22 protein-coding genes and 1 tRNA gene are annotated in these 25,129 nt (G+C 71.9%); 3 read left to right on the top strand and 20 right to left on the bottom strand.

Features of this window, described 5'->3' with window-relative positions:
* Window positions 1-8: 8 nt before the first annotated feature.
* The 14 genes from DEJ18_RS04950 to rplU all read right to left on the bottom strand — a co-directional run bounded on the left by DEJ18_RS04950 (window position 9) and on the right by rplU (window position 12,855).
* A complete protein-coding gene (locus DEJ18_RS04950) occupies window positions 9-1,586 on the bottom strand; it encodes a DNA polymerase Y family protein (RefSeq protein ID WP_502866265.1) in 1,578 nt (525 codons plus the stop codon).
* A gap of 143 nt (window positions 1,587-1,729) precedes the next feature.
* Entirely contained in the window at window positions 1,730-2,608 is an 879-nt protein-coding gene (imuA', locus tag DEJ18_RS04945) for a DnaE2-dependent mutagenesis accessory factor ImuA' (protein WP_258371100.1), read from the bottom strand.
* A gap of 67 nt (window positions 2,609-2,675) precedes the next feature.
* Entirely contained in the window at window positions 2,676-4,286 is a 1,611-nt protein-coding gene (locus DEJ18_RS04940) for an anthranilate synthase component I family protein (protein ID WP_111211272.1), read from the bottom strand.
* Window positions 4,265-5,203: an aldose 1-epimerase family protein gene (locus DEJ18_RS04935; protein ID WP_181431123.1), complete on the bottom strand. Its 939-nt coding sequence runs from the start codon at window positions 5,201-5,203 to the stop codon at window positions 4,265-4,267. Before DEJ18_RS04935 ends, DEJ18_RS04940 begins: the two co-directional genes overlap by 22 nt.
* Window positions 5,204-5,340: 137 nt before the next feature.
* Window positions 5,341-5,416: transfer RNA gene (locus tag DEJ18_RS04930), tRNA-Ala, on the bottom strand.
* Between the two features lie 115 nt (window positions 5,417-5,531).
* The gene (rsfS, locus tag DEJ18_RS04925) at window positions 5,532-5,924 is read right to left on the bottom strand and encodes a ribosome silencing factor (RefSeq protein WP_111081189.1); all 393 of its coding nucleotides are present in this window, start codon (window positions 5,922-5,924) and stop codon (window positions 5,532-5,534) included.
* A gap of 132 nt (window positions 5,925-6,056) precedes the next feature.
* A complete protein-coding gene (locus tag DEJ18_RS04920) occupies window positions 6,057-7,580 on the bottom strand; it encodes a hypothetical protein (protein ID WP_111211274.1) in 1,524 nt (507 codons plus the stop codon).
* Entirely contained in the window at window positions 7,577-8,176 is a 600-nt protein-coding gene (nadD, locus tag DEJ18_RS04915) for a nicotinate-nucleotide adenylyltransferase (protein ID WP_111211275.1), read from the bottom strand. The genes DEJ18_RS04920 and nadD overlap by 4 nt, the downstream gene beginning before the upstream one ends.
* Before the next feature lie 11 nt (window positions 8,177-8,187).
* Window positions 8,188-8,388, bottom strand: a complete 201-nt coding sequence (locus DEJ18_RS04910) for a hypothetical protein (RefSeq protein ID WP_110823838.1) — start codon at window positions 8,386-8,388, stop codon at window positions 8,188-8,190.
* A 41-nt stretch (window positions 8,389-8,429) separates the two neighbouring features.
* Window positions 8,430-9,695 (bottom strand): glutamate-5-semialdehyde dehydrogenase, encoded by a 1,266-nt coding sequence (locus tag DEJ18_RS04905; RefSeq protein ID WP_111211276.1) that lies wholly within the window; start codon window positions 9,693-9,695, stop codon window positions 8,430-8,432.
* A gap of 86 nt (window positions 9,696-9,781) precedes the next feature.
* The gene (gene proB / locus DEJ18_RS04900) at window positions 9,782-10,597 is read right to left on the bottom strand and encodes a glutamate 5-kinase (protein ID WP_111081197.1); all 816 of its coding nucleotides are present in this window, start codon (window positions 10,595-10,597) and stop codon (window positions 9,782-9,784) included.
* 13 nt (window positions 10,598-10,610) lie between these two features.
* The gene (obgE, locus tag DEJ18_RS04895; protein WP_258371102.1) at window positions 10,611-12,194 is read right to left on the bottom strand and encodes a GTPase ObgE; all 1,584 of its coding nucleotides are present in this window, start codon (window positions 12,192-12,194) and stop codon (window positions 10,611-10,613) included.
* Window positions 12,195-12,279: 85 nt separating this feature from the next.
* On the bottom strand, window positions 12,280-12,531 hold the full coding sequence (rpmA, locus tag DEJ18_RS04890) for a 50S ribosomal protein L27 (protein WP_111081199.1): 252 nt from the start codon (window positions 12,529-12,531) through the stop codon (window positions 12,280-12,282).
* Between the two features lie 15 nt (window positions 12,532-12,546).
* Window positions 12,547-12,855: a 50S ribosomal protein L21 gene (gene rplU / locus DEJ18_RS04885; protein WP_110823834.1), complete on the bottom strand. Its 309-nt coding sequence runs from the start codon at window positions 12,853-12,855 to the stop codon at window positions 12,547-12,549.
* Window positions 12,856-13,067: 212 nt separating this feature from the next.
* Between rplU and DEJ18_RS04880 the strand changes: the two genes are divergently transcribed.
* Window positions 13,068-13,337 carry a DUF4031 domain-containing protein gene (locus DEJ18_RS04880; protein WP_111081201.1) on the top strand — a complete coding sequence of 90 codons (270 nt, stop codon included), beginning with the start codon at window positions 13,068-13,070 and terminating at the stop codon, window positions 13,335-13,337.
* A gap of 115 nt (window positions 13,338-13,452) precedes the next feature.
* Here the strand turns inward: DEJ18_RS04880 and DEJ18_RS04875 are convergent, their stop codons facing one another.
* The gene (locus DEJ18_RS04875) at window positions 13,453-14,109 is read right to left on the bottom strand and encodes a hypothetical protein (RefSeq protein WP_111211277.1); all 657 of its coding nucleotides are present in this window, start codon (window positions 14,107-14,109) and stop codon (window positions 13,453-13,455) included.
* Window position 14,110: 1 nt separating this feature from the next.
* Window positions 14,111-17,344 carry an Rne/Rng family ribonuclease gene (locus DEJ18_RS04870; protein ID WP_181434260.1) on the bottom strand — a complete coding sequence of 1,078 codons (3,234 nt, stop codon included), beginning with the start codon at window positions 17,342-17,344 and terminating at the stop codon, window positions 14,111-14,113.
* Between the two features lie 324 nt (window positions 17,345-17,668).
* On the opposite strand from DEJ18_RS04870, the gene DEJ18_RS04865 reads away from it, so the two are divergent.
* Entirely contained in the window at window positions 17,669-18,274 is a 606-nt protein-coding gene (locus DEJ18_RS04865) for a vitamin K epoxide reductase family protein (protein WP_111211278.1), read from the top strand.
* Between the two features lie 137 nt (window positions 18,275-18,411).
* On the top strand, window positions 18,412-19,278 hold the full coding sequence (locus tag DEJ18_RS04860) for a DsbA family protein (protein WP_111081210.1): 867 nt from the start codon (window positions 18,412-18,414) through the stop codon (window positions 19,276-19,278).
* An 86-nt stretch (window positions 19,279-19,364) separates the two neighbouring features.
* Here DEJ18_RS04860 and ndk read toward each other — a convergent pair whose 3' ends face one another.
* The 4 genes from ndk to ileS are packed head-to-tail and all read right to left on the bottom strand — an operon-like array spanning window position 19,365 to window position 24,993.
* Window positions 19,365-19,784: a nucleoside-diphosphate kinase gene (gene ndk / locus DEJ18_RS04855; protein ID WP_111052520.1), complete on the bottom strand. Its 420-nt coding sequence runs from the start codon at window positions 19,782-19,784 to the stop codon at window positions 19,365-19,367.
* 33 nt (window positions 19,785-19,817) lie between these two features.
* The gene (locus DEJ18_RS04850; RefSeq protein WP_111211279.1) at window positions 19,818-20,225 is read right to left on the bottom strand and encodes a DUF4233 domain-containing protein; all 408 of its coding nucleotides are present in this window, start codon (window positions 20,223-20,225) and stop codon (window positions 19,818-19,820) included.
* Window positions 20,222-21,739: a bifunctional folylpolyglutamate synthase/dihydrofolate synthase gene (locus tag DEJ18_RS04845; RefSeq protein WP_111211280.1), complete on the bottom strand. Its 1,518-nt coding sequence runs from the start codon at window positions 21,737-21,739 to the stop codon at window positions 20,222-20,224. The genes DEJ18_RS04850 and DEJ18_RS04845 overlap by 4 nt, the downstream gene beginning before the upstream one ends.
* On the bottom strand, window positions 21,736-24,993 hold the full coding sequence (gene ileS, locus DEJ18_RS04840) for an isoleucine--tRNA ligase (protein WP_111211281.1): 3,258 nt from the start codon (window positions 24,991-24,993) through the stop codon (window positions 21,736-21,738). Before ileS ends, DEJ18_RS04845 begins: the two co-directional genes overlap by 4 nt.
* Between the last annotated feature and the right edge of the window lie 136 nt (window positions 24,994-25,129).

Genomic DNA, 25,129 nt, shown 5'->3' with positions numbered 1-25,129 from the left:
TCCGTCCTTCACGTCGCGATCGCCTCTGCCCACCAGCGGTGGTCGGCGAGGACCAGGTACCACGCCCGCCCCTCGGCGTCGACGAGTTGCAGGCGGTGCAGTCGCCGTCCGCCCGACTCCCACCACCGCACGACGAGCGGCCACGGCCCCGCCCACGCCGTGACCGGCGCGAACCGCCCACCGCGGTCACCGTCGGAGCGGAACCGTCCGGGTTCCCCGGTCAGGGCACCCCGGTCGTCGACGTCCACCGCGCCGCCGTCCGCCGTGACGACGTCCACCGGCCGGGGGCGCTCGAGGACCGTCGCCGGCGGCGGCCCGGGCAGCTTGCCGGGCCACGGACGGTCCCGGACCACCGCGAGGGCGCGTTCACCCCCGGCCGGCGCGTCGCCCCACGGCACGAGCACGATGCGCTCGGCGAGCGTGCGACCGCCGCCGATCCGGGGGGTGACGACGCCGTCGTGTCCGACCATGCCCTGCACCCGGGCCAGTCCGTGGTGCACCCGTTCGTCCGGCCCGGAGCCCCAGAGTCCCCGCTCGTGGTTCGCGACGTCGTCCACGGCGACGGGTTCGAGCACGACCGTGGTGACCGGTGCCTCGAGCCCCGTGGGGTCGACCCCGCCCGCGAGCTGCCAGCGCACCCGGTCCACCACGTCAGCGGCGTCGAACCACCGTGGGTGCGCCCACACCCGTTCGAGCAGGACGTCCCGCTCGTCGACGATGCCGACCCGGATCGTCGTCGCGACGAGCCCGGCTGCGCGGAGCTTCGCGGCGAACTCGTCAGCGGAGCGGCGGAAGGCGAAGGCGATCTGGTCGGCACGGTCGAGGGGTGGTTCGAAGGACGCCTGGACCTCGAGGTCGGGCGGGACCTCACGCGCGGAGACCTCTCGGGGGTCGCGCCCGCCGGCGAGTCGGTGCAGGAACGCACCGGGGACGCCGAACCGGTCGCGCACCTGTTCGTCGGTGAGCGCGGCGAAGTCCCCGAGCGTCGCGATCCCGAGTCGGCCGAGCACCATCGCGAGGTCGGGATCGCCGAGCACACTGAGCGGCAACGGGGCGAGGAACTCCGCCGATCCGCCCACCGGTACCATCCGGACGCGCTCCCCGGGACGCCGAGGTCGTGCCCGTGCGGCCTGTTCGGCGGCGAACGGGGTGTCGGCCACCCCGGCTCGGACCCCCGGCGCACCGTGGTCGGCCGCGATGCCCGCCAGGATCGTCGCCGCCGCCCGTTCGCCACCGTGGTAGCGCGCCGGACCGCGGGCTCGGAGCGCGATCGTGCCGGGACGCAGGACCTCGACCCCGGGTGCGGCCGCCTCGATCGCGCGGATGACCGGCTCGAACGCACGGTGGTCGAGTGCGTCGTCGTAGGGCTGCGTGACGAGGTCGGTGCAGCGCGCCTGCGCTTCCCGCACGCGCAACCCCCGGACCACCCCGACCTGCCGTGCTGAAGCGGAGCTGGCGAAGACCAGGCCCTTGGCGATGAGGGCGAACGGCTGCTCCGGTGGCGTTCCGGCAGCCCGGGCGGCCGCGATGACGGGCCAGTCCGGGCACCAGAGGACGATCGTGCGGGTCGGCGGGGGTTCCGGCAGCCCCGCTCCGCGGCTGAGCGCGTCGGCCCTGACCGCACCGACCCCCGGCAGACCGACGCCGGGCAGCGCGGCCCCGGCCAGCGCGGCGCCGGCACCTCCGCCCGCCTTCGGCGTGCCGACCAGCGCGCGGCGTCCGCGGGGGCTCACGAGGCCACCGCCACGGGACGCAGGACCCGTCCGTCGGCCGGCACCGCCGTGACGGCAGCCGTCGGGACCGCCGCACGGACCGAACCGTCGGCAGCGGGCAGCAGCAGTTCGGCGCTCGTCGGTCGGACCGCACCGGCACGCCCCGAGGCCGTGACGGTCACCCGCCGTTCGGTGAGGTACCCGTGACCGAGGCCGATGCCGCTCCAGCGCGACTCGGTGACCCGCAGGGTGACGTCCGCCCCCGGCCAGGACCCGAGTGCGACGAGGGCCGCCCCACGCTGCCGGAGGCGCGCGGAGAGCCGGGCGACGTCACCGGGCACCACGCGGCCGAGGGGTCGGGTGAGCACGATCTGGGCGACGTCGGCGAGGGCCGCGGTCACCGCGAGCCACTGGTCGCCCGGGTCCGGCACGAGCACGAGTCGTTCGAGGTCGATCCCCGCCGCGGCCGCCGCTTCCACGCCGAAGGACGGCACACCGACCACCGCACACCAGGCGCCTGCTGCCGAGGCCGCCTGCAGCATGGTCTGGGCGAGCAGCACGGACTCCGGGACGGCGTAGGTCCCGCCCGCGCGGATCGCACCGCCGGGCAGCAGCGGGGCGAGGGCGTCCGCGGTGGGCAGCCCGTCGGTGTCCACCCGGGTCGACTCCAGGTCGGCCACCCGGGAGCGCAGCGCGGTGATCTGGTCGAGTGCTGCCCGTGCTGCTCCGACGTGGTCCGGCCCCCGGCTGCCGTCCCCGGCCCCACGGGCACCGCCCGCGCTCCCCCGGACAGCACCGTTCCGCCCGATGTGCTCACGATCGCCGCGTCCGCGGTCGCCGCGCTCATCGGGCGACCGGAGTGCCGCCGCCGTCTGCATGCCCTCATGTTCGAACATGTGTTCGATGATGTCAACCGGCACCGACATGCCGCGGACAACTGCATCGAACACGCGTTCGATCAGGTCACCAGTGCACCGCTGCCCCCACCCCACCGAGCACCGACACCGTCTTCGTCTCGACCTCGTCGGCCTCGTCCGCCGCGGTGGACGACCACGTCACGGCACCGCCCGCTCCGAGCGACCTCCGCCGTACGGACCCGTCCGGGTGGAGGACCGTCACCAGTGTCCGGATGGCCACCGACAGATCGACCGCCCCGTTGGCCGAGAAGTACCCGATCGCCCCCGAGTACACCCCGCGCGGCGCGCCCTCGAGCCGGTCCGCGATCGCCGTCGCACTGCGCTTCGGCGCGCCCGTCATCGACCCGGGCGGGAACGCCGCCCGCACGACCGCGGCCCGGGAGGCCCCCGACGGCAACCGGCCGGCGATCGTCGACACCATCTGGTGCACACTCGCGTACGTCTCCACGTCGCAGAGCCGCTCGACGCGTACGGACCCCGGGCGCGCCGTCCGCTGCAGGTCGTTCCGCAGCAGGTCCACGATCATGACGTTCTCGGCGCGGTCCTTCCCGCTGGCCGACAGTTCGCCACGGGTCTCGGCGTCCGCGACCGGGTCCGCCCGTCGCGGTCGGGTCCCCTTGATCGGCTCGGCCACCACAGCACCGTCGGCGTCGATGCGCAGGAAGCGCTCGGGTGACCGGCTGGCGATCCGCAGGTCACCGGTCCGCAGGTAGGCCCCGAACGGCACCGGGTCGGCCCCACGGACCCGCAGGTACTCGGCCAGGTACCGGTCACCTGCCGCCGCCGATGCGTCCGGGACGGCGAACGCCGTCGTCAGGCACACCTGGAACGCGTTCCCCTCGCGGATCTCGTGCCGGCACGCGTCCACCGCGCGTTCGTAGACCGCTCGGTCGACGCGACCACGGGCCTCCAGGACAGGCTGGTCCGGTGCCGGCACCCCCACCGGGATGCCGGCAGTGACGTCCGGGAGGCCCGTGGTGACGTCCGCCCGGTCGCGGGACGACGCCGGGACGGATGCTCCCGGCACGGCGGACTCCCACACGAGCGGCTCCGGCACACGCAGCCCCGACGACCAGGCCCGGTTCGCCGCGGAGGCAGTCGGCTCGTCGTCGTCGACCAGCGTCACCGCCCACGCGGCACCGTCCCCCCGCACGATGACCGCACGGTCCACGAACCGGAGGTCGGCATCTGCGTGTCCGTCCGCGACCCGGTCCGGCCCGTCGACCTCACGTCCGAGCTCGTACCCGAGGAAGCCGACCCACCCGAGCGCGAACGCGCAGCCGTCGACCGGGGCGTCGAGCGCCGGTGTGCGCCGCAGCAGGCCCTCGAGGACGGTGAACGCCGGGCGCCCCTCGGCCCGGGGCGGCCCGAACCAGCGCTCGGCCGGGGGCGACACGTCGACGCGGGCGACGCGGTCCTGGTGGCGGAGGCGCGCGGCGAACGGTCCGTCCGTGAGCGCGAGGACCGACCACGCTGCGCGCGCCGCTGCCGACCCCGGTGCCCCCTCCGGCAGGGCGGAGTCGAACCACACCAGGTCCGAGGTGCTGCCGAGGGCGAGCGCCCCGAGGTCGACGGAGCCGATCCAGCGGGTCTCGAGCCGTGGCCCGGCCGACGGCACCAGGTCCCGCTCGGCCGTCAGACCGCCGAGATCGTCCATGCGGCAGCGTGGGCGGCGCCCGGCTCGAGGACGACGAGACCGGCGTCCACGTCGCCCGCGAAGGCGTCGGCGTTGAAGGCGTTCGGAGCGCAGGTCATCGGCTCGACGGCCAGACCCGCGCGGTGGTACTCGGGGACGACGTGGTCGGCGGTGTGCACCTGGGCCCATCCGCACTCCGGACCGAAGACGACCCGCACGCCGTGCCCGTCCGCGGCCGTCACGGTGACGGCCGCGGTGCCGTCCGCGCCGCGGTCGAACCCGGTGAAGGCGTGGTCGATGAAGCGCTGCCCGATCGGCGTCGGCGTGCGGAGGTCGAACTCGTCGTGCACGGGCACGAGCCCGGTCGGGATGAGGCGGTCCTCGGTGACCTCGAGCACCTCGGCCGCGGGGAGCGTCAGCGTCCAGTCGTCGACCGTCCCGGCGCCGGCGACGAGGTACGGGTGCGGGCCGGTCCCCCAGGGCGCCCGGTCGTCGCCGGTGTTCGTGCCGGTGACGGTCGTGTGCAGACCATCGGCGTCGAGCCGGTACTCCACCCGGACCTCGACCCGGTAGGGGTAGCCCTCCTGCGGCTGCACGGTCGTGGCGAGCAGCACGCGCTCGGCGTCGTGCTCGAGCACCGCGAAGTCGGTCCAGGCGACGAGCCCGTGCAGGGCGTGGGAGCGCTTGGGCTCGGTCAGGGCGAGTTCGTGCTCGATGCCACCGAAGGTGTACCGGCCGTCCACGACGCGGTTCGGCCACGGTGCCAGGACTGCACCACGGAAGACCGGACGGACGTCGTCCGCGTCGAACGTGGTGACGAGGTCACGGCCGTCGTGACGGAGCGCCCGCAACGTCGCACCGACGCTCGCGATGTCGGCGGTGTAGCCGGAGGAGGCGATCGTCGTCTGGGACCCGGACCGGGGCGCTGCGCTGCTCATGCGGTCAGCGTATCGGCCGACCGCGGCCCTCCGGGCGTCCTGACGAGGCCCTGTGGAGAAGGTGGTTCCACGAGCCCAGCGGGAATGACAGAAGCCCCGCGGCTGACGAGCGTTCTCGACCAGCAACGGGGCTTCGGTGGTGGATCTGAGGGGACTCGAACCCCTGACCCCCTGCATGCCATGCAGGTGCGCTACCAGCTGCGCCACAGACCCATCGGCCGCAAGCGGCCTGTTGGTGTTCCCCCGGTTCCCCGGAGGCACCAGTACAGCGTACACCACGCGAACACGGGGTGACGAAATCGTCGTCGCCCCCCGGGCGCGTCGCCGCTCAGGCGGAGTGTTCGGCCGCCTGCGTCTGGTCGACCGGCAGCTCGAGCGGGATGACCGGGCAGTCCGACCAGAGACGCTCGAGCGAGTAGTACTGGCGCTCTTCTTCGTGGAAGACGTGCACGACGATGTCCCCGAAGTCGATGAGTGCCCAGCGGCCTTCGCTCCGACCTTCGCGACGCAACGGCTTGGAGCCGGCCTCGAGCATGCGGTCCTCGATCTCGTCCGCGATGGCGAGCACGTTGCGCTCGTTGCGGCCGGTGGCGAGCAGGAAGACGTCGGTGAGCTGGAGCGGTCGGGTGACGTCGAGGGCGACGAGGTCCTCGGCCTGCTTGGAGTCGGCCGCTTGAGCGGCGATCTGCACGAGTTCGAGTGCGCGAGCGGAGGCGGTCACGGATTCCTTCCGGTGGTCATCACGACGTCAGGCGTCGCGATGTTCATGATGGGTCACGATCATAGGTCAGACCGCTGACACGGTCACGCCCGGTGTGAGACGAGCAGCGCGGCGCAGCGACCGGACAGCGGCTCAGGAGCCGAAGAAGTTGGTGGCGACGAGGGCGATCACGATCACACCGGCCGCGACCACGCCGACCGCGCTGGCCGCGACGGCGAGCACGACGGGCGTCTTCGAGTCCTTCGGCTTCGCCGCGGCGAGGACGACCTGCCGCGTCGAGGTGTGGCTGGAAACCGCACGGCTGGCACGGACGGGGCTGGCGTCGGTGTCCGGCTGCTCGTCCTGCTGGTCGAGCATCCGGTCGACCTCGGCGCCGTCGATCGGCCGGTGCGACCCGGTCGAGGACAGCGACGACGGCAGGTCGATCGACCCGGTGAGAATGACCTCGCCGGTCGCGTTCAGCGCACCGGTCGGGTCCGCCAGTGCCGAGTTCGGCAGGATGATCGCGCTCGACCGGGCCTCGGCGACGCGGCGCGTACCGGTCTCCTCGTCGTGCACCTCGGCATCGTTCGAGTCGTGCGCGAAGGTCGACCAGTGGCCGGCCGGCGCCTCGAACGCGGTGGTGACGGGCTTGGGCTCCCGCGTGGCGTCGGACGACGCCGGACGCGACGCCGAACCGGGCTGCGACGCGGATCCCGGACGGGCGGCGGAGGCCGGCTGTACAACCGGAGCCTCGACCGGCACGGCGGGCACGACGGGGAGCGGGACCTCGTTCGTGTCGTCGTCGTCGAGGTCGAGCGGGAACACGCCCGGCGCCGCGGCGGGCGTACCGGTCGCGGGGACGACGTCGGCAGTCGCACCGGTGCCGTCGACGGCACCACCCTCGTCCGCCGCCCGGAGGTCTTCCGGGTCGGCGTCGTGGGGCGCCCAGGTGGTGCGGTGCTGACGCGGCTCCTCAGCGTGCGCCGCAGCCGCCTCGAGGGGCTCGATGGCGTCCGGCGAACCGTCGGCGGACGTGGCCTGCTCGACGGCCGCAGGGTCGAGGTGCGAGACCTCGGGGTTCGGGTCCTGCCAGTGCGAGGACTCGCCCTCGTCACCGGCAGCGGCGTCTCCCGACCGGTCGTCGTCCTCGGCGGAGTCGTCGGCCGAACGGTCCGCGGTGTCGGTGGGAGCGGTGAACCCGAGGGGCACCAGCGGGGTCCGTCCGGCGCCCGACGAGGCCGTCTCCTCCGGGGTCGGCAGCGACGGGACCTGCGCGTCGGGGGCCGGGTCGGACAGGGTGCCGAGGACGTCCTGCACCGTCCGGTCCGAGGAGGCCGGGGTGGGGTTCTGCAGTGGGACCGGTCGGCCCCCCTGCTCCTGCGCCTCGCGGAGCAGCCGCAGCTGGCGACGGGACATCCCGCCGGTGCCGGGCACGATCTCGGTGGCGGACGCCGGCGGCAGGTCGGGCACACCCGCGGACCGCGGCACTGCCGACTGCGCGGGCGCGGCCGACCCGGGGGCGACGTGCGAACCGGGTCGACGACGGCCCTCCGGGGCGCTGTCCGCGGCGACGGTCGGCGGCGGCGTGACGGGCTGGGCACCGCCCGAGGCGGCGCGCTCGCGCTCGCGCATCTGGCGCCGCGACAGCGGCGGCTGCGCGTCGGACGAACTCATGCAACGCTCCGATACAGATGGTGCTTCGAGATGTACTGGACGACGCCGTCCGGAACCAGGTACCAGACGGGGAACCCGCTTCTCACCCGGTCGCGGCAATCGGTCGAGGATATCGCCAGCGCGGGGACCTCGAGAACACTAACGTCCCGTTCTGGGAGTCCGGTGATGCTCAGCGCGTGTCCCGGTCGTGTCACGGCCACGAAGTGCGCCAGGTCCCAGAGCCCGTCGTGGTCCTTCCAGTCCAGGATCTGCTGGACCGCGTCGGCGCCCGAGATGAACACGAGCTGCGCGTCGGGCCGCTGTTCGCGGAGGTCGCGCAGAGTGTCCACCGTGTAGGTCGGGCCCGGGCGGTCGATGTCCACCCGGCTGACCGTGAACATCGGGTTCGACGCGGTCGCGATGACCGTCATCAGGTACCGGTGTTCGGCGTCGGTGACGTCGGCCTTCATGTACGGCTGACCGGTCGGGACGAACACGACCTCGTCGAGGTCGAAGTGCTTCGCGACCTCGGAAGCCGCCACGAGGTGACCGTGGTGGATCGGGTCGAACGTCCCGCCCATCACCCCGATGCGCGGCCGACCCGTGCTCTCGAGCATCGGGGGTCGGGTCAGATCTTCGAGTGGCCGAACTCGTCCACGCCGGTCTCGTGCTGCCGGGTGGCCTGGAACTTGTGCGAGTGACGGTAGGCGACGTCACGGAAGCTCCACGTGACGAACCCGAGGAAGGTGAAGAAGCAGGCGGCGACGATCGGGTAGACGATCGCGGGGACGCCGGCCGCGTGCTCGGCGGCCTCAGCGAGGAGTGACATCTGGCAGTGCTCCGATCGGTCGAGGAAGACTCCGGACCATCCTAGCCGCGGATGTGTCCCTGCCCGCGCACGAGCCACTTGGTGCTCGTGAGCTCCGGCAGCCCCATCGGCCCCCTGGCGTGCAACTTCTGCGTGGAGATCCCGACCTCGGCGCCGAAGCCGAACTCGCCACCGTCGGTGAACCGGGTGGAGGCGTTGACCATCACCACGGCGGAGTCGACGCCGGCCAGGAAGCGCTCCGCGGTGTCGACGTCGTTCGTGACGATCGACTCGGTGTGGTGTGTCGACCACTCGGCGATGTGCGCCATCGCCGCGTCGACGTCCGGCACGACGCGGATCGACAGGTCGAGGTCCATCGACTCGGTCGCCCAGTCGGCGTCGGTGGCGCGGAGGACCCCGGGGACGATCGTCCGCGTGGGGTCGTCACCGCGGAGGGTCACCCCGGCGGCGCGGAGCCGGTCGGCGAGCACGGGCAGCAGCCGCTCGGCAGCCCGCTCGTGCACCAACAGGGTCTCGAGCGCGTTGCACACGCTCGGCCGCTGGACCTTGCTGTTGAGGACGATGTCGACGGCGCGGTCGAGCGGCGCGGACTCGTCGAGGAACACGTGCACGACTCCGGCGCCGGTCTCGATCACCGGGACCTGGGACTCGGTCACGACGGTCTGGATGAGGGAGGCGCTCCCCCGCGGGATGAGCACGTCGACGAGCCCCCGTGCGCGCATGAGCTCGGTTGCTCCCTGACGTCCGAACTCGTCGATGGTCTGGACGAGTGCGCGCGGGAGTCCGACCGACGCGACGGCGTCCTGGATACGTCGGACGAGCACCGCGTTCGTCCGCTGCGCGGCCGATCCCCCGCGCAGAACGACGGCGTTGCCGGACTTCAGGGCCAGCGAGGCGATGTCGACCGTCACGTTCGGTCGCGCTTCGTAGATCGCCCCGACGACCCCGAACGGCACGCGGACCTGGGTGAGCTGCAGGCCGTTCGGCAGGACCGATCCGCGCACGTGCTGTCCGACCGGGTCGGTCAACCCGACGACCTGCTCGACCGCGTCGGCGAGGGCGTCGACCCGGGCCACGTCGAGCCGCAACCGGTCGAGCAGGCCCGAGGACAGCCCGCCGTCCTCACCCGCGACGAGGTCCTCGTGGTTGGCCGTGACGATGTTGGCGGTGCCGGCGCGCAGCTCGTGCGCGATCGCCCGGAGGGCGGCGTCCTTCACGGCGGTCGTCGCGGTCGCGAGCGCCGTGGACGCCGACCGGGCGTCGGTCAGGACGTCGACGAGGGTCGGAGCGGTGGCGGTGAGGGACATGGACCGATCGTAGTCCGGCGACCGGCCGCGTGACGCGGCCTGTGGACGGACGGGAGGCGTGCCTCCAGGCCGGCGGGGCCCCGCGCTCAGGCGCGGGGTGCGGCCCGGAACCAGGTGCCGACGTGCTCGCCGCCGAGCGCGCGCTCGACGAGCGCGGTGGCCGTGACGAGGACCGCGGTGCCGGCCTCGGCCGCGAGCCGTGCAGCGGCGACCTTCGTGCCGGCCCCTCCGGTGCCGACACCGGCTGCACCGATCGAGCCGAAGGTCACCCCGGCGAGTTCGTCCCCGAACGGGACCTCGTCGATGCGGGTGGCACCGGGCTGCTCCGGCGGCTTGGTGTACAGGGCTTCGACGTCGGACAGCAGGACGAGGACGTCCGCCTCGAGCTGACGGGCCACCAGGGCTGCGAGCCGGTCGTTGTCGCCGAACCGGATCTCGTGGGTGGCGACGGTGTCGTTCTCGTTGACGATCGGGAGGACCCGGAGCTCGAGCAGCCGGTTCATCGCACGGCGGGCGTTCACCCGGTGCGTCGGGTTCTGCAGGTCCCCCGCGGTGAGCAGCACCTGGGCCGCCGTGACGCCGTGACGGTCGAGCTCCTTCTGGTACCGGAACACGAGCACGGCCTGCCCGGTCGCCGCGGCCGCCTGCTGGGTCGCGAGGTCGTCCGGTCGTCCCTCGAGCCCGAGGAACGGGAAGCCCGTCGCGATCGCGCCGGAGGACACGAGGACGACCTCGGTCCCACGGCGGTACGCGCCGACCAGGGCGTCCACCAGTGGGCCGATCTGGGCGGCGTTGTCCCCGCTGACCGAGGACGACCCGACCTTCACGACGATCCGACGCGCGCGCGGGATGTCCGTTCGCTCGATGACGGCTCCGGCGGTGCGCTCGCTCGTGTCGGTCATGGTCGCTCCCGGGTCAGTCCCGCTCGCCGGCCGCCTGCTCGAGGGGCTCGGCAGCAGCCGTGTCGGCGCCGGTCGGGGTCGCGTCCGTGTCGACGGCGTCGTCGTCCGCCCAGAGCCCGGCCCGGCGCTCCTGCTCGAGCTCGGCGCGGGCTGCGGCCTTGGCGTCCATCCGCTCGAAGTAGTCCGCGCGACGCTCGTTGCGCGTCGGACGGGCGTTGAGGTCGAGTCGGGCGTCGGTGCCGCGGGCGCTCGTGATGAGCTCGGCGGTGGACGTGAGCGTGGGCTCCCAGTCGAAGACCATCCCGCCCTCACCGCCGATCACGACGGTCGAGCCGGCGACGGCACCGGCCTTGAACAGGCCGTCCTCGACGCCGAGCTTCGCGAGGCGGTCGGCCAGGTAGCCGATCGCCTCTTCGTTGGTGAAGTCGGTCTGCTGGACCCAGCGCTCCGGCTTCGCGCCGCGGACGCGGTAGAAGCGGTGCTCCTCGCCGCCCTCGGCACGCACCGTGAACGGCTTCGCGTCGACGGCCTTCGGGCGGATGACGATGCGCTCGACCTCGGGCTCGGCCGCACGTTCGGCCCGCGCCTGCTCGACGACGTCGGCCAGGGCGAACGTCAACTCGCGCAGGCCCTTGTGCGAAGCGGTCGAGATCGGGAAGACGCGGTAGCCGCGCGACTCGAACTCGGCGGTCACGAAGGCTGCGAGTTCGGCGGCGTCCGGCACGTCGATCTTGTTGAGCGCGATGAGCTGCGGACGTTCGAGGAGCGGCACCTGTCCCTCGGGGACCGGGTACTGCTCGAGCTCACGGAGGATGACGTCGAGGTCGCTCACCGGGTCGCGGCCGGCGTCGAGCGTCGCGCAGTCGATGACGTGCAGGAGTGCCTCGCAGCGCTCCACGTGCCGGAGGAACTCGAGCCCGAGGCCCTTGCCCTCCGATGCGCCCTCGATGAGGCCGGGGACGTCGGCGACGGTGAAGCGGGTCGTGCCGGACTCGACGACGCCGAGGTTCGGCGTGAGGGTCGTGAACGGGTAGTCGGCGATCTTCGGCTTCGCTGCCGAGATCGCGGCGATGAGCGACGACTTCCCCGCGCTCGGGTACCCGACCAGGGCCACGTCGGCGATGGTCTTCAGCTCGAGGCTGACGTCCCCGCTCCAGCCGTCGGTGCCGAGCAGCGCGAACCCCGGGGCCTTGCGCTTCGTGGTCGCCAGCGCGGCGTTGCCGAGCCCGCCCTGCCCACCGGGGGCCACGACGACGCGGATGCCCGGCTCGGTGAGGTCCGCGAGCACCTCGCCGTCCTCGTCGTACACGACCGTGCCGACGGGGACCGGGAGCTCGAGCGTCTCACCGCTGACACCGCTGCGGTGGTCCCCCATGCCCGGTTGCCCGTTGCGGCTGGAGCGGTGCGGCGACCGGTGGTAGCCCAGGAGTGTGGTGACCTGCGGATCGGAGACGAGCACGATGTCGCCGCCGTCACCGCCGTTGCCACCGTCGGGCCCGGCGAGGGGCTTGAACTTCTCGCGACGGACGGACACACAGCCGTTGCCACCGTTGCCTGCCGTCAGGTGCAGGGTCACGCGGTCGACGAACGTCGCCATGGGTTCACTCCTGGTTGTCGTGGGGGAATACAGAAGAGGGGCAGGCACACGGCCTGCCCCTCCCGCTGATGTCGTTCGTCAGCGACTACGCGTTGACGATGTTGATGACCTTGCGGCCACCCTTGGTGCCGAACTCGACCGAACCGGCCGAGAGGGCGAACAGCGTGTCGTCGCCACCGCGGCCGACGTTCGCGCCGGGGTGGAAGTGCGTGCCACGCTGGCGGACGATGATCTCGCCGGCGTTGACGACCTCGCCACCGAAGCGCTTCACGCCGAGGCGCTGTGCGTTCGAGTCGCGACCGTTGCGAGTGGAACTCGCACCCTTCTTGTGTGCCATGTCTCTGCTCCCGCCTTACGCGATCTTCGTGACCTTGACGCGCGTGAGGTCCGCGCGGAAGCCCTGGCGCTTCTTGTAACCGGTCTTGTTCTTGAACTTCTGGATGATGACCTTCGGGCCGCGGAGGTCGGCCAGGACCTCGGCGGTGACCGTCACGTTCGCGAGCTCGGCCGCGGCGGAGGTGATCTTGTCCCCGTCCACGAGGAGCACCGGCGCGAGGTCGATGTTGCCATTGTCGTCGGCCTTGATGCGGTCGATGGTGATGATCGAGCCGACCTCGACCTTCTCCTGACGGCCGCCGGCGCGCACTACTGCGTAAACCACGTGGATTCCTTACGTAACTCTGCTTGAGGGAAGTCTCGGGTGCCCACTTCTGCGCGATCCGCCCGGGTCGCCCCGGACTGCCCGGGTCACCCCGGATCCCGGGTCACCCCGAGTGGATCGGCGACGCAGGCAGAACGGCCCGCTGACACCAGGGATCGAGAATACTCGATCCGACCAGGTGGGTCAAACGCCGACACACGTACCATGGCGGGATGACCGTGCTGATCGATCCTCCGGCCTGGCCCGCGCACGACACGCTCTGGTCACACCTGGTCAGTGACTCATCCTACGACGAGCTCCACGCCTTCGCCGACCGGGCAGGTGTCCCACGACGTGCGTTCGACCACGACCACTACGACGTGCCGCAGGCCCGGTACGCCGAGCTGGTGGCCTCCGGGGCCTCGCCGGTGACCGGTCGCGAGCTCGTGCTGCGGCTCATCGCGAGCGGGCTGCGGGTCCCACAGCGCGACAAACGGCGCTGAGACGGCTCCGGCGACGCGATCGGTCGCTCCCCCGGGCTCTGGTCACGTCGTCAGTGCGCCGGGACGGGGCCGGGAGGACGGCGCGCCACGTCGTGTCGAGGCGCGACCGCCGACCTCAGCCCTCCGGCGGCCCGGACGGGTGGGACGGTCGGGAGCGCGCTCGTCCGAGCCAGAGCCAGGCCACTGTGGACGACCCGAGGAGCATGAGGGTGAGCGGCAGCCCGATCTGCACCGGCGTGGTCACCACGTCGACGAGCAGCCGGCCGATGCCCTGCCCGAGCGTCCCCTGACGGACGGCTTCGTACGCCCCGGTGGCGACGCCCACGAGTGCGAGCGCGAGGGTGCCGCCCGCACCGGCGAGCACGGTGCGCAGCAGGACCACCGGCAACGGAGCCCTGGGTACGACCGGCACCAGGAACGCCAGCACGAGGAAGGCAGCCAGGTGGAACGGGAAGCGTGCGACGAAGACGTTCTGGACGAACGCCTCGACCAGGCTGGTCCCGCCGTGGTTCCGGAAGGGCCCGACGATCGTGCTCGTCCCGATCAGGCCGACCAGGCCCGCCACGAACTCCACCACGACGACGCTCACGACCGTGAGGGCCGCGCCCGTCGTGGCCAGCGAGGAGGCTCCTGGCACGACGACCGGCGTCCGGTACCCGGTGTACGTCCCTGCCGGCTGCGGGGCGCGCGGGGGCACGGCGGTCCAGCCGCCGTCCTGGCGGTCACGGTCCGGCACGGGACCGTGACCACCCGGACGGCGCTCGTCGGTCACGTCACCGCCCGACGATGACGGTGCCGTCGTCCTCGGTGCCGGTGGGGTTCGCCGGAGCACTGATGCTGCCGGAGGAGACGCGACGCGACCGCGAGCGTCCCTGACCGGGCTGCTTGGGCTCCGGGAGTGCTTGCAGGACGGAGTCGAGGAGGGACTCCGCTGCCTCCTCGCTGACCCGGCGCGGCTCGCGCTTCGCGACGCCGACCGGGATGTCGAGGATGGCGACCGTGGTGTCCGCCGGCGTGATCGCAGCCGAGGAGCTGACCCGTCGACGGCCGGCGGGGCGTTCCTTCGGCACGACCGGCGTGACGGGCTCCGCTGCGACCGGCTGCTGCGTGACGGGCTGCTGCATGGCGGGTTCCCGGGTGCCGGAGACGGCAGCGGGCTGCTGCTCCTCGGGTGCGGCAGCGGCCTGCTGCGCGGCGGTCGTGTCACTGCTGGACGTCGTGCCCGGCAGGACGGCCTCGGCCGCGGGGGTCTCGAGCGTGGACGCCTGCTGCGCGTCACCGGCCCGGCTCCCGCGACGACGACGACGCTTCGACCCACCGGTGGACTCACTCGGCGTCTCGGCCGCCGGGGCGACCGGCGACGTCGGCGAGGCGACCGTCACCGGCGACACCGGCGACACGGTCGTGGCGATCCCCGTCAGGGGCTCGCCGGACTCCTCGTGCGCGATGGTCGACGCGGCGATCCGGGAGAGCGCGTGCTTGACGTCGTCCGTGATCTGGTGCGCCGACGACTTCTGCTCGGACCCGCCGTTGCCGCCGTTGGCGGCCCCGCCGTTCCCGTTCCCGTTGCCGCCCCTGGCCTTGCGGCGGCCCTTGCTCGGACCGGGATCGGCGTTGTTGTCGTTGACCTTCGCGTTGACCTCGTCGAGCGACTCGCGCAGGCCGACACCGATCTTCTTGCGGGTCATCTGCACGAGGCCGAGCGAGGTGACCTCGGCCACCTGGTGCTTCGTGCGGTCCCGGCTCAGGCACTCGACGAGGCGGCGGAGCACGAGGTCCCGGTTCTCCTCGAGGACCATGTCGATGAAGTCGACGACGATGATCCCGCCGATGTCGCGCAGGCGGAGCTGGCGGACGATCTCCTCGGCGGCCTCGAGGTTGTTCTTCGTCACCGTCTCTTCGAGGTTGCCCCCGGAGCCGACGAACTTGCCGGTGTTGACGTCGACGACCGTCATGGCCTCGGTGCGGTCGATCACGAGCGAACCGCCGGAGGGCAGCCACACCTTGCGGTCGAGGGCCTTCTCGATCTGCTCGTTGAGCCGGTACTCCTCGAACGAGTCCGGTCCGTCGTAGATCTCGACGCGGTCCTTGAGGTCCGGCGCCACGGCCGTCAGGTACTCGTCGATCGTCTGGCGGGCGGACTCGCCGTCGATGATGAGCTTCGTGAAGTCCTCGTTGAAGACGTCGCGGACGATCTTGACGAGCAGGTCGGGCTCCGAGTGCAGCATGACCGGGGCCTGCCCGCTCTGCACCTTCTTCTCGATGGCCTCCCACTGGCTGGTGAGGCGCTGCACGTCACGGGTGAGCTGGTCCTCGGTGGCGCCCTCGGCAGCCGTGCGGACGATGACGCCGGCGTGCTCCGGGAGGACCTCCTTGAGGATCTTCTTGAGGCGGGCACGCTCGGTGTCCGGCAGCTTGCGGGAGATGCCGTTCATCGAGCCGTTCGGCACGTAGACCAGGTAGCGGCCCGGCAGCGACACCTGGCTGGTCAGGCGGGCGCCCTTGTGGCCGACCGGGTCCTTCGTGACCTGCACGAGGACCTTGTCGCCCGGCTTGAGGGCGGCCTCGATACGACGACCGTGGCTGGTGTCGACCGAGTTCCAGTCGACCTCGCCGGCGTAGAGCACGGCGTTGCGGCCGCGGCCGATGTCGACGAAGGCGGCCTCCATCGACGGCAGGACGTTCTGCACCTTGCCGAGGTAGACGTTCCCGATGAGCGAGACGTTCTGCGACTTGGTGACGTAGTGCTCCGCGAGGACGTTGTCCTCGAGCACGCCGATCTCGATCGTGGAGGAACTCGACCGGACGATCATCTGGCGGTCGACGCTCTCGCGGCGGGCGAGGAACTCGTCCTCGGTGACGACCTGACGGCGACGCCCGGCGTCACGCCCGTCCCGGCGGCGCTGCTTCTTCGCCTCGAGGCGCGTCGAACCCTTGATGCGCTGCGGCTCGGTGATGAGCTCCGGCTCGCGGTGGCGCGGCTCGGCCTGCTCGCGGTCGCTGCTGCTCCCCCGGCGGCGGGTCCGGCGGCGGCCGCCACCCTGCTCGTCGCGGTCCTCGTCGTCCCAGCGATCGGTCCGGTCGGCGCGCTCGCTGCGCTCCGGACGGTCGTCGCGGTCGTCGCGGTCGAAACGGTCCGCACGGCCGTAGCCGTCACCACGGCCGCCACGCTCCGGACGCTCACTGCGCTCGTACCGGTCGCGGCCGGAGCGGTCGCGCTCAGGGCGGGCCGGCAGGTCGGGCAGCACCGGGGCGTGGAAGATCAGGCTGAGCGTGCTCGTGGCCTTCGGGACGAACGGCTCGGCGGGGGTCGGCTCGGCGGTCTCGCCGGTCCGGGCCGGACGGGAGGCCCGCTCCGCGTCCGCCTCGTCGCTCGCGTCCGCCGCGCTGACGGTCGGTGCGGCACCGGACTCGTCCGGGCCGGCCGCCGTGTCGTCCTGGCCGGCCGTCACGTCCTGGCCCGCGGTCTCGTCCTGCGCGGCCGTCTCGTCCTGCGCAGCGGTGCCGGTCGGCGTTGCGGTACCGGCCTGCGCGGCGGTGCCGGCCGTGTCCGCGACGGTGGCGTCTCCGGTGCGGGTGCTGACGTCCTCGGGCGCGGTGCCCGCACCCGAGGTCGTGTCCACGGCGACGGGCACGGGACCGGTGGCGGTGTCGAGCACGAGCTCGTCGGCCTCGGACGTCTGCTCGACGTCCGCCTCGGCCGTGTCCGTCACGTCGGCGGTGTCGACGACGTCCACGCCGTCCACGACGTCGACCGTCTCGGCGACGTCGACGGTCTCGGCGACGTTGACCGTCTCGGCGACGTTGACCGTCTCGGTCACGTCGACCGACCCGGCGACATCCGGCTCGTCGTCCGAGCTGACCGTCTCGACCGCGTCCGTCGACGTGTCGGACGGCTCGTGGGCCTCCAGGCCGCCGGACCGGGCGCGGCGGCCGCCGAAGAGGCGGGTCCGGCGCTTCGGCGCGTCGTCGGTGTTCTGGTTCTGGTTCTCGTTCTGATCCACCATGGACTGGTGCACTCCTCGACCCCGCACGCACCCGGAGGGTGGCGGGAATTCTCTCGTTTCGGTGCGGGCGGCGACTCCGCCCCCGCGCTCGCTGCTGTTGCGTGACCGGTCCGTCGTCTCCGCGTCCGTCGTCGTGGGCACCCGGCTCACGGCGGCTCGGCGTCGGAGGTGACGCGTCGTCCGGTCACGGTGCTCTCTCACAGCACCATCACGTCCGGGCGGTGGCCCGGCAAGTTCTCGTCGTCGCCCGGATCGGCCGGGTGACTCCCCCATCATCGCACGCGGTCACGGAGAACGTCGGGAGCCCCGTGCGAAGATGACGCCGTGAGTTCCACGCCTGTCGCTCCCCGCCGCCCCGTCGCCGTCGCGATCCTGCTGCTCGTCACCGGTGTGGTCGGGCTCTACGCGGCCTTCCGGCTGGTCCTCGACGAGTTCGAGAAGTACGAGAACCCGCAGGCCGTGCTGTCGTGTGACGTCAGCCCCTTCGTGAACTGCTCGAACGTCATGGCGAGCGCGCAGGGACACCTGTTCGGCTTCCCCAACCCGGTGCTCGGCGTCATGGGCTTCGTCGCCCCGATCGCCGTCGGCGCGGTGCTGCTGGCGGGCTTCCGCGGGACGAAGTGGTTCTGGACGCTCTTCAACGCCGGGCTGCTCCTGGCCTGGGTGTTCGTCACGTGGCTCTTCACCCAGACCGTGTGGTTCATCGGGTACCTGTGCCCCTGGTGCATGCTCGTGTGGGCGATGACCATCCCGATGTTCTGGGTGTTCACGATCTGGAACCTGGCGAAGGGGAACCTGCCCTTCGGTGCCGGCGCCCGCCGCGTCGGCAGAGCACTGCTGCCGTTCTGCTGGGCGTTCCCGCTGGCGAACTACCTGTTCATCATCGTGGTGATCCTCGTCACGTTCCCGACGGTCCTGACCACGCTCTGAGCCCGGGTCGGTGCCCCGTCCGACCCCGGCGGTCGTGACCGTCCGCCGACAACGCCGGTGACGCGTCACCGGATTCCTGGGTGCTTCCCAGCACAGCGGCCCGATCGTGTTGCCCGCGGGCATTACGCTCGTTCCCGATGAGCGACAACGAGAGCAAGAAGGCGCGCCGGAACGCTGCGCGCGAGCGTGCCCGCGAGGCCCGCCAGAAGGAGCAGGCCCGTCGGCGTCGGAACAAGACGCTCACGATCAGCGGGATCATCGTCGGGTCGCTCGCGCTCGTCGCGGTCGTCGTGCTGGTGATCGCCAACTCGATCCAGCCCGTCGGGCCCGGACCGAAGAACATGGCGAGTGACGGCATCGTCCTGACCGGTGAGAGCGGCAAGATCGTCCCCGTCGAGACGAAGGCCATCCCCGAGGGCGGGGAGCCGACACCGACGAAGCAGGACGACTCGGTCACGAACATCACCGTGTACGAGGACTACATGTGCCCGATCTGCAACCAGTTCGAGACCGGCAACATGGACCAGATCAAGCAGTGGGTCCAGGACGGCACCGCCACGCTCGAGGTGCGCCCGTTCAACCTGCTCGACCGCGCGTCGCTCGGCTCGAAGTACTCCACCCGCTCGGCTGCCGCCGCCGCCTGCGTCGCGAACTACGACCCCGAGGCCTTCCTCGACGTCAACAGCGCGTTCTACGAGAACCAGCCGTCGGAGAACACCCGCGGGCTCAGCAACGACGAGCTGGCCGACATCGCGAAGGAGGCCGGCGCGACGAACGCGAAGGTCGAGTCGTGCATCACCGACCAGGAGTTCGCCGGCTGGGTCGCGGACGCCACGAACCGGGCGCTCACCGAGCCGCTGCCGAACTCGGACCTGCCGAAGCTGACCGGCACACCGACGGTCATCGTCAACGGGAAGCAGTACAACGGCCAGGGCACGAACTCGTGGGCCGACGCGCAGGCGTTCGCCGCCTTCGTCGAGGCGAACGGCGCCTCGGGCCAGTAACACCCGCACCGCACGACGACGGCCCCGCACTCCGAGGAGTGCGGGGCCGTTGCCGTACCGAGCGGAACTGGTCCGATCAGGTCGCGTCAGGCGAACCAGAGACCGAGCTCACGGGCGGCGGACTCGGCCGAGTCGGAGCCGTGCACGAGGTTCTGCTGGACCTTGAGGCCCCAGTCGCGACCGAGGTCACCACGGATGGTGCCAGGCGCGGCCGAGGTCGGGTCGGTGGTGCCGGCCAGCGAGCGGAACCCGGCGATGACGCCGTTGCCCGCGACGCGGACGGCGACGACCGGTCCGGACTGCATGAACTCGACGAGCGGCTCGAAGAACGGCTTGCCCTGGTGCTCCTCGTAGTGGCTGTCGAGCAGCTCGCGCGGCGCGGTCAGCATCTTCAGGTCGACGATCTCGTAGCCCTTCGCCTCGATCCGGCGGAGGATCTCACCGGTGAGCTGGCGGGCGACGCCGTCGGGCTTGACGAGGACGAGGGTCTCTTCGAGTTCGGACACAGCGGGACTCCCTGCGGTTCGAGGTGGGATGGATCAGTCCTCGCCGAGTGCGGCGCGACGGGCGGCGTTCTGCCGGTCGAGCTGACCGCCCTTGACGAAGCAGAAGACCCACAACGCCAGGAACACCAGGCCCACCACGACCATGAAGGGCTCGATGAACCCGGTGGCGAGGATGGCCGCCTGCAGCAGCCACCCGAACCATACACCGGCCGGGGAACCCGTCATCCGGGACGCGAGGGCGAGCACGACGATCGCCGCGAGTCCCCCGCCGAACGCGAGTGCGGCCGGCAGGGTGTGCTTGCCGTAGACGACGAGCATCGGGAAGAAGAACATGATCGCCTCGAGCACGAGCGTGATCGACAGCAGGCTCTCGCGGGCTCCGCGGTCGCGACGCGGTCGGCGGGTGCGGGGTGGCCGGGAGGCCCCGCCGGCGTCCGTCACTTCGTCCCGCCTTCCCGGTGGACCAGGTCCATGACCGCACCGACCATGACGATCGAGCCGGCGACCAGGACCATCGCGTCCTCGGCGTCGGCGTCCTCGGCCAGGTCGCGAGCCTCCTGCAGGGCACCGGCGAGCGAGGGCTCGACGACGACGCGGTCGTTGCCGACCTCGTCGACGACGACCCGGGCGAACTCGTCCGCGTCCAGGGCGCGCTCCCCCGGCGGCTGCGTGACGACGAAGGTCGCGACGGTGTCCTTCAGCGCCCGGACGAACCCGCGGGCGTCCTTGTCGCGGAGGATCCCGACGACGCCGACGACGTGCCCGGACGGGAACGCCACCGGGAGCGCATCGGCGAGTGCCTTCGCCCCGTGCGGGTTGTGCGCGGCGTCGACCACGACGGTCGGTCCGGTCGCGATCGGCTGGAGGCGCCCGGGGCTCGTGGCGTTGGCCAGCCCCTCGCTGAGGACGTCCTCGTCGAGCGCCTGACTCCCCCGCCCGAGGAACGACTCGACCGCAGCGATCGCGACCGCCGCGTTGTGCGCCTGGTGCGCACCGAACAGCGGCACGAACAGGTCGTCGTACGTGCCGGCGATGCCCTGCACGCTGACGAGCTGCCCGCCGACGGCCGGGGTGTCGCTCGTGACCCGGAATCCCTGCGAGCTCGGCCTGCCTGCCGCTCCCCGACGGTCAGGTACCGGCTCGGAGGGGCCCACGGTGCCCTCGACCGCGAGGGTCGACTCGGTGAGTTCGGCCGCGCGCTCGAGCTCCGCGAGGGCCTCTGCGGTCTGCGCGCTCGTGACCACCGACGAGGACGGCTTCACGATGCCGGACTTCGTGCGGGCGATCTCGGCGACGGTGCTGCCGAGCTGCTTCGCGTGGTCGATGGCGATCGGGGTGAAGACCTGCACCTGGCTCTGCACGACGTTGGTGGAGTCCCACTCGCCGCCCATGCCGACCTCGATCACGGCGACGTCGACGGGCGCCTCGGCGAAGCACGCGAGCGCCAGCACGGTCAGCGCCTCGAAGAACGTCAGCGGCTGCTCGCCCTTCGCGGTGAGCTCGGCGTCGGTCATCTCGAGGATGGGGGTGATGTCGTCCCAGTTCTCGACGAACCGGTCGGCGGCGATGGGCTCGCCGTCGATGACGATGCGCTCCCGGATCGACACCAGGTGCGGGCTCGTCATGAGACCGGTCCGGAGCCCGTGGGCGCGGACGATGCTCTCGGTCATCCGAGCGGTCGACGTCTTGCCGTTCGTCCCGGTGATGTGGATGACCGGGTACGCCAGGTGCGGGTCGCCGAGGAGCTCGACGGCACGTCGGGTGGCGGTCAGGCGCCGTTCGGGAGCCTGCTCCCCGATCCTGGCGATGAGCGCTGCCTCGACACGGCGGACCTCGTCGTCGTCGCCGCCGTACGGCAGTTCCTCGCCGGGAGCGGTGTCGCCCGCCGGACCGACGGGGATCTCGATCCCGTCCGCGTCCTCCGCCGGGACCTCGTACTCGTTGCTGTCAGTCATGCGCGCTGGACCTCCACGGTCACCTTCGCTCCGTCGCCGACCGCGACGGTGTCCTCGTCCTGACCGAACACCGTCGGCACGACCTGCACTCCGCCGGCGAGGGTCTCGTTCGCGATGAGCGTCTCGTGCACGCCGATCGCGGCAGCGGCCGTCTCGTCGGCGCGGAGCGTCAGGACGATCCGGTCGCCGACGTCCAGACCGGCGTCACGACGAGCCTGCTGCACCGCGCGCACGACGTCGCGGGCGATGCCCTCGGCCTCGAGCTCCGGCGTGGTGACGGTGTCGAGGACGACGAACCCGCCGCCGTCGAGGAACGCCACGGCCTTCGACGTGTCGGCCACGGTGAGGTCGAGCGTGAACTCGCCCTCGACGAGGTCGATGCCGCCGACGGTCACACCGGTCTCGGTCGCGGTCCAGTCGCCCTTCTTGGCGGCCGGGATCACCTGCTGCACGGCCTTGCCGATGCGGGGGCCGGCCGCGCGGGCGTTGACGGTGAGCTTCCGCTCGATGCCGTACTGCGCCAGGGACTCCTCGGCCTGCTGCTCGAGCACGACCCGCTTCACGTTGAGCTCGTCGCGGAGGATGTCCGAGAACGGCTCGACGGCGGCGGTGTCCGGCACGACGAGGGTCAGCGTGGCGAGGGGCAGGCGGACGCGCTTGCCGGTCGCCTTGCGGAGCGCGAGACCCTTCGACGCGACGTCCCGCACCCGGTCCATCGCGGCGACGAGGGCGTCGTCAGCGGGGAACTCGTCGGCCGACGGCCAGTCCGTCAGGTGCACGCTGCGGTCACCGGTCAGGCCCTTCCAGACCTCCTCGGTGACGAGCGGTGCCAGCGGCGCCGCCACCCGGGCGAGCGTCTCGAGGACCGTGAACAGCGTGTCGAACGCAGCCCGGGCCTCCGCGGAGGTCTCCGCGCCGGCCCAGAACTTGTCCCGCGAGCGGCGGACGTACCAGTTCGTCAACACGTCGGCGAAGTCGCGGATCGCCTGCGCGGCCAGCGGGGTGTCGAGCGCGTCGAGGTGCGTCGTGACGTCGGCGACGAGCACGCGGGTCTTGGCGAGCAGGTACCGGTCGAGCACGTCGGTCGAGTCCGTCCGGCGCTCGGCACCGTAGCCGGACCCGCCCGACGCGTTCGAGTAGAGCGTGAAGAAGTAGTACGTCGACCACAGCGGGAGCAGGAACTCGCGGACGCCCTGGCGGATGCCCTCTTCGGTGACGACGAGGTTGCCGCCGCGGATCACCGACGACGACATGAGGAACCAGCGCATGGCGTCGGCGCCGTCGCGGTCGAACACCTCGGACACGTCCGGGTAGTTCCGCAGGCTCTTCGACATCTTCTGCCCGTCGGACCCGAGCACGATGCCGTGGCTGATCACGTTCGTGAAGGCCGGACGGTCGAACAGGGCGGTGGACAGCGCGTGCATGACGTAGAACCAGCCGCGGGTCTGCCCGATGTACTCGACGATGAAGTCCGCCGGGCTGTGGGTGTCGAACCACTCGCGGTTCTCGAACGGGTAGTGCACCTGCGCGTAGGGCATCGACCCGGAGTCGAACCAGACGTCGAACACGTCGGTGATCCGGCGCATGGTCGACCGCCCGGTGGGGTCGTCCGGGTTCGGCCGGGTCAGCTCGTCGATGAACGGGCGGTGCAGGTCGACCTCGCCTTCGGCGTTCCGGGGCAGGCGGCCGAAGTCGCGCTCGATCTCCTCGAGCGAGCCGTAGACGTCCTGGCGCGGGTACTCGGGGTCGTCGGACACCCACACCGGGATCGGCGTGCCGAAGTAACGGTTGCGGGAGACCGACCAGTCGATGGCGTTGCCGACCCACTTGCCGAACTGACCGTCCTTCACGTTGTCCGGCACCCAGGTGATGTCCTGGTTCAGCTCGCCCATGCGGTCGCGGAACTCGGTGACGCGGACGAACCACGACGAGACCGCCTTGTAGATGAGGGGCTTGCGGCAGCGCCAGCAGTGCGGGTAGCTGTGCTCGTACGAGGCCTGGCGGAGGAGCCGGCCGGCGTCGCGGACGGCCTTCGTCAGCGGCTTGTTCGCGTCGGACCAGAGCATCCCGGCGACCTCGCCGAACTGCGACGTGAAGAGGCCGCCCTCATCGAGGGAGAGCACCACGGGGATGCCCGCGGCCGCGCAGACCTCCTGGTCGTCGGCACCGTAGGCCGGGGCCTGGTGCACGATCCCGGTGCCCTCGCCCGTCTCGACGTACTCGGCGACGAGGACCTTCCAGCCGTTCTCCATGCCCTCGGTCTCCGACAGGAAGTCGAACAGGCGCTCGTAGGTGACGCCGTCGAGCTCCCGGCCCTCGATCGTCCGGGTGACGGCGTCGACGGCCTCCTCGGCCGAGGCGTAGCCGAGGTCCTTCGCGTGCGCGGCGACCGTGTCGGACGCGAGCAGGTACGTGGCGGAACCGGCGGCGCCACCGTCAGATGCGCCTCCCGGACCGGCCGGCAGGACCGCGTACGCGATCGCCGGACCGACCGCGAGCGCGGCGTTGGTCGGCAGCGTCCACGGGGTGGTCGTCCAGGCGAGGGCGCGGACGCCGGTCAGCCCGAGCTCGTCCGCCCGCGCACCCGTCAGCGGGAACGCGACCGTGACGGACTGGTCCTGACGCGTCTTGTAGACGTCGTCGTCCATGCGGAGCTCGTGGTTCGACAGCGGGGTCTGGTCGTTCCAGCAGTAGGGCAGGACACGGAAGCCCTCGTACGCCAGGCCCTTGTCCCAGAGGGTCTTCCACGCCCAGAGGACGCTCTCCATGTAGGTGACGTCGAGGGTCTTGTAGTCGTCCTCGAAGTCGACCCAGCGCGCCTGCCGGGTGACGTACTGCTGCCACTCGTCGGTGTACTGCAGCACCGAGCTCTTGGCGGCGGCGTTGAAGACGTCGATGCCCATGGCGTCGATCTCGTGCTTCTCCGTGATGCCGAGCTGGCGCATCGCCTCGAGCTCGGCGGGGAGGCCGTGGGTGTCCCAGCCGAAGCGGCGGTGCACCTGCTTGCCGCGCATGGTCTGGTAGCGCGGGAAGACGTCCTTGGCGTAGCCGGTCAGCAGGTGGCCGTAGTGCGGCAGGCCGTTCGCGAACGGCGGGCCGTCGTAGAAGGTCCACTCGTCCGATCCCTCGCGCTGCGCGACGGAGGCACGGAAGGTGTCGTCGCCCTTCCAGAAGGCGAGGATGCCGTCCTCGACCGCGGGGAAGGACGGGGACGGGGTCACGCCGTCGGAGTCGGAGTTCAGCGGGTACCGCACGGGAGGCTCCTGGAGGTCGGTGGAACTGGACCACGAGGACGGAGCCTGCGCTCCGCGGTACCACCTCGCTTGCCACGGACCGGCGCAACGCCTGCTCGTGACCACTCTGCGTCGGGGTGGTGTCGGTCCCGAACCC

Origin of the sequence: Curtobacterium sp. MCSS17_015, from assembly GCF_003234265.2 — a bacterium.
Lineage (GTDB): Bacteria > Actinomycetota > Actinomycetes > Actinomycetales > Microbacteriaceae > Curtobacterium.
This window is presented reverse-complemented; position numbering and strand designations above follow the sequence as displayed.